A 3,306-nucleotide genomic window follows, 5' to 3' on the forward strand; every position below is an offset into this window, starting at 1 on the left:
GCCCTACGCAACGCCGCCATCGGCGCGCTCCGCACCGCCGGAATCACCAACATCGCCGTCGGCACCCGCCATCACGCCCGCGACAGCACCCGCCCGCTGGCACTCCTCGGCGTCACCTGACGACTTTGCCGGGGCCCTGGCCACGCGGCGAGGTGCCAGCGTGAGCTGGCCCTTTTCCGTGTGGCCTCCCGCCGAACCGGACTTGATGGTTTCCCGATCATCCGGCTCTCCAGTGACTACTGCGTGAGTGGGTCGGTTGGATTCCCGGTATGGATGTGGTCGTGGCATGCGGCGCAGACCACGAGGGTCTTGCGCCGCCGGTTCGCCATGATCTTGGCCCATCGGGGTTGGTGCGGGTCGGGTGGCTGGAGGTCTTTGAGCTTGCGGATGTGGTGAACCTGCACTTCACCCGCTTGCTGGCAGATCTCGCAGGTGTCCGCGAGGAGCCGGGTGATCAGCTCCTTGTGCGGGTAGTCCACCCGGGTCGGTCGGCGATCGATGATCTTTGCCGACCGTTGCCGCTGAAGAGGGATGCCGCCGAACCTGGCGACCAGTGGTTTCCTGCCGTCACGTTCGATCCGGGCCTCGAAGCAGGTCCGCGGCCCGTTTGCGGTGTCGGTTCTGGCCTTGTGCTTGGTGGCCATCTTCGTCACCGTCGAACGGTGTTTCCCGGTGTCGGGGTACTCGTTGGAGTGCAGAGGTGAGTACGGCTGATCTTGCAGAGGTCAGGTGTCGTGGTGGGTGCCTTGTTCGTCACCGTGGGTTGCGTTTTGTAGGCGTAGGCGGGTGAGGCCGATCATGTCGATGAGCCATCCGGGTCCGCCGGTGATGCCGCGGGCGCGTAGGAGGGTGTCGACCTCGTGATGGGTCTCCGGCCCGGTGTTGGCGAGGAGGTCCTCGCAGGTCTGGAGCAGGAGCTGCAGCAGGTCGCCGTGGTGGGTGTCGCTGGTGGTCGCGGGGTCGTTCGGGTTGGCCGGGGTGGGCATCAGGCGACGTTCTCGATGGCGGTGAGGCGGTTCTTGAGTCGGTAGCTGGGGCCGTTGATGGGGACGACGTCGCAGTGGTGCAGGAGCCGGTCGAGGATGGCGGTGGCCAGGACCTCGTCGCCGAAGACTTGGCCCCATTCGCCAAAGCCTTTGTTTGAGGTCAGCAGGGTGGAGCCCTTTTCGTAGCGTTTCGAGATCACCTGGAAGACGAGGTTGGCCTCGGGTCGTTCGAGGGGTTGGTAGCCCACTTCGTCGATGACCAGGACGGTGGGGCGTAGGTAGGTCTGCAGCTTTCGGGCCAGCCGGCCGATCGCGTCGGCGGCGGTGAGGTGGCGGACCATGTCGTCGAGGGTGGTGAAGTAGACGGTGAATCCGGCTCGGCAGGCGGCGACCGCGAGGGACACCGCGATGTGGGTCTTGCCGACGCCGGGCGGGCCGAGCAGGGCGACGTTGGCTTTGGCCTGCACGAACGCGAGGGTGGCCAGGTCACGGACCTTGCGGGGGTCCAGGTCGGGTTGGAAGCTGAAGTCGTAGTCGTCGAGGGTCTTGTGGTGCGGCAGCTTCGACAGGCGTAGCCCGGCGCGGAAGCGGCGTTCGTCGCGGACGGCGAGTTCCTCTTCCAGCACGAGGTCGAGGAACTCCAGGTAGCCCATGGCCTCGGTGTCGGCCCGGCCGGTGAGCTCCCGCAGCGTCTTGGCCAGGTGAGGCAGGCCGAGTTTGGTGGCGCTGGCGTGGATGCGGTTGGTGACCAGCTCACTCACTTCGAGACGTCCTTCAGGTGTGGGCGGTTGGTGAACGGGCTGGCCTGGGCGATCTGCTCATAGACCGACAGCGGGCGGGCTTCGACGGCGATCTGGGCGGCGGCGGCCCGGTTGAGTAGGGCTTGCAGCGGTCCCTGACTGCTGGCGTGGCGGGCCGGTCGGCGGGTGGCTGGCTGCCCGCCGTCGGGGTCGCCGGTGGTGACGGCCCGGGTGTGTCCGTCGGGCAGACCGTCCCAGTGGCTCTCGTCGACGACGCGGGCGCCGCGGCCCACGGCCCGCTGGTGCGTGGCCAGCAGCGTGGTGCCGTCCAGGCCGGGGACGGCGGCGTGGATGGTGATGGTGGCGGCGGTCGCCCGAATCTCCACGAGCTGGCGGTGGCGGACCCGTCGGGCCGGCACGGAGTAGAGGTTGCCGGCATAGGCGATCAGGCAGTCCTTGCCGACGTGCCGCAGATGCCGGTCGGCGACCACATACGCCCTGGCCGGGATCGGTCGCAACGCGGCATGGTCCCGGACCGCCCGCACGCCGATGATCTCGCCGTGGGTGCGATGCCGCACGGCCCGCCGCTGCGGCACCCACGCCACGAACATGGCGTCGAGCTCGGCCAGCGACGCAAACGCCCGCCCGGCCAGGACATGATCACGGACGATGGTGACCTGCCGTTCGACCCGCCCCTTGCCGGTCGGTCGGTATGCGGCCAGCACGTCGATGTCGAAGTCGTAGTGCCCGGCGAACGCGACCGCTTCCGGGTGCAGCGGCACCGCCTGGCCCGGGGCGACGTGCCGGCGGACCACGGTCTTGGTCCGGTCGTAGACGATCGCCCCCGGGACCCCGCCGAAGTGCGCGAACGCCCGCCGGTGACACTCCCAGAACGCGGCCAGGTCCTGGCTGGTGGTGAAGCAGCAGAACGGGTCCCGCGAGTACGACAGCACCATGTGGAACGAGTACACCTTCGGGATCCCGACGTGAGCGAGGATGCCGCCCTCGTCGCCCCAGTCCACCTGCGCCTGCGCACCCGGGACGACCTCGAACCGGCGGTGCAGCCCCGCCAGCTGATCCGGGCTGATCCCCAACTCCGCAGCGATCCGCGGCCGGGCCTGCTGCAGATACAACTTCACCCGCTGGTAGTTACCGGTGAACCCGTACTGCTCGACAAGACGTTCGTGGATCACCGTGCCCTTGAGCAGCAACTCCGCCCGCAACCACGCATCGACCACATGCGCGAACACGTCGATCAGCTGCCCACGAGCCGGCCGCGCCCGAACCGGCGGCGCCACCTCACCGCCACCAGCAGCCAGGTACTTCTTCACCGTCCGCCAGTTCAGGCCCGTCTCACGAGCGATCTCCGAGACACTCGCACCAGCCTCGTGCAACGCCCGGAACCGGCGCACATCCAGCCACCGCTGCTCATCCAACGCCCCCACCGCCAGCCGCCCCACGCCGGTCCGATCACGACCCGAGCAGCCTCACCCTCAGTCACCCGCTGACGACGGACAAACAGTGCGCACCTCTGCAAGATCAGCTGTACCTAGCTCTGCACTCCAGGCCGTACCCCGACA

4 protein-coding genes are annotated in these 3,306 nt (G+C 68.4%); all 4 read right to left on the reverse strand.

The features are described 5' to 3' along the window. Nucleotides 1-236 precede the first annotated feature (236 nt). The 4 genes from GA0070215_RS29435 to istA all read right to left on the reverse strand — a co-directional run bounded on the left by GA0070215_RS29435 (nt 237) and on the right by istA (nt 3,171). Nucleotides 237-644 (reverse strand): HNH endonuclease, encoded by a 408-nt coding sequence (locus tag GA0070215_RS29435; RefSeq protein WP_341845034.1) that lies wholly within the window; start codon nt 642-644, stop codon nt 237-239. A gap of 81 nt (nt 645-725) precedes the next feature. Beyond that, nucleotides 726-986: a hypothetical protein gene (locus GA0070215_RS27715; protein WP_018789264.1), complete on the reverse strand. Its 261-nt coding sequence runs from the start codon at nt 984-986 to the stop codon at nt 726-728. Then, a complete protein-coding gene (istB, locus tag GA0070215_RS27720) occupies nt 986-1,747 on the reverse strand; it encodes an IS21-like element helper ATPase IstB (RefSeq protein WP_013289162.1) in 762 nt (253 codons plus the stop codon). Before istB ends, GA0070215_RS27715 begins: the two co-directional genes overlap by 1 nt. After that, a complete protein-coding gene (gene istA / locus GA0070215_RS27725) occupies nt 1,744-3,171 on the reverse strand; it encodes an IS21 family transposase (RefSeq protein ID WP_244167187.1) in 1,428 nt (475 codons plus the stop codon). Before istA ends, istB begins: the two co-directional genes overlap by 4 nt. Nucleotides 3,172-3,306 lie beyond the last annotated feature (135 nt).

The organism is Micromonospora marina (genome assembly GCF_900091565.1).
In the GTDB taxonomy this organism is placed as follows: Bacteria; Actinomycetota; Actinomycetes; order Mycobacteriales; family Micromonosporaceae; genus Micromonospora; species Micromonospora marina.